Origin of the sequence: Lentzea kentuckyensis (assembly GCF_002150765.1) — a bacterium.
Taxonomy (GTDB): Bacteria; Actinomycetota; Actinomycetes; order Mycobacteriales; family Pseudonocardiaceae; genus Lentzea; species Lentzea kentuckyensis.
In genome coordinates this window covers 570-1,563 of record NZ_MUYM01000184.1, presented here as the reverse complement: position 1 = coordinate 1,563, position 994 = coordinate 570, and the positions used below count along the sequence as shown (strand labels likewise).

1 protein-coding gene is annotated in these 994 nt (G+C 68.7%); it reads right to left on the bottom strand.

What is annotated here, in order from left to right; all coding sequences use genetic code 11:
- Positions 1 to 827, bottom strand: an 827-nt coding sequence (locus tag B0F77_RS49510; protein ID WP_211294370.1) for an EF-hand domain-containing protein, incomplete at its 3' end; no start/stop codon positions are given.
- Between the last annotated feature and the right edge of the window lie 167 nt (positions 828 to 994).

Genomic DNA, 994 nt, shown 5'->3' with positions numbered 1-994 from the left:
TCGTCGGTCGGCCGCGTCGTCACCGCGCCCGCGTCGGCCTGGGCGTGCCGCAGCACCTCGGCCGTGGAGGCGATCTGCAGCGACATGGCGTGCCCGCGCTCGTACCCCCGGCCCTCCAATAACGCGTCGAGGTCGTCCGCACACACACCAGGCGTGATCTGGAACCGCACCCCGGACCCGCGTGCGGCGCAGAACTCCTCCGCGCGCGCGACGCGGTCCTCACGGTCGTGCGGCAGCACCGCGCTCACCCACCAGGCGTCGCCGGGGGAGTGCCGCAGCCACCAGCCGCCGGCCTCCTCGACGTGGGCNNGCCAGTTGCCGGACGACGCGGGATCCTCGGAGAAGTAGTACTCGCGGATCGCGTCCAGCAGTGCCGCAGTGGCCAGCAACCCGTCCTCATCGGACAGCAGGTCGTGGATTCCGCGCGCGTTGCGTTCCGAGATACCCATCAGCGCGCCGGTCCACGTGACGTGTTCGTCGAGCGTGAGGTTGCCGTCGCCGTCCTCGTCCGCGATCGCCATCAGCGCGTCGAGGAGCGGCACATATCCCTCGTCGAACGACTCCGGCGTCTCCAGCAGCCCGTTCGCGAACGCTTTCTTGTACTCGTCGACGCTGATCCGGCCGTCGCGGTCCTGGTCCGCGACNNGCCCGTTCAGCATGGCGTGGAACCTGACCGCCTTCGGGTCGTCACCGGTCAGCCCGAACGCCTTCGTGGTGCGCTCGGCCGCCTGCGTGAAGTCCTCGCGCTCGATGAACCCGTCGCCGTCCGAGTCGTACGTGCGGAACCGGCGAGCCAGCTTGCGGTCCAGGAAGGCGGTGATCTCCATGAAGCCCTTCTACCGCATTCTGGACCGAAGGAACACGACTCATCGTCTGCCCAGTCCGGAAATCGCGCTCGCCACGACGACAATGCCGATCACGCCGATTATCGCCGCGACTCCACCGACCGCCGGTTTTGACACTTGCTGAACGTGCGCGACCGGGCGTGGAGGTA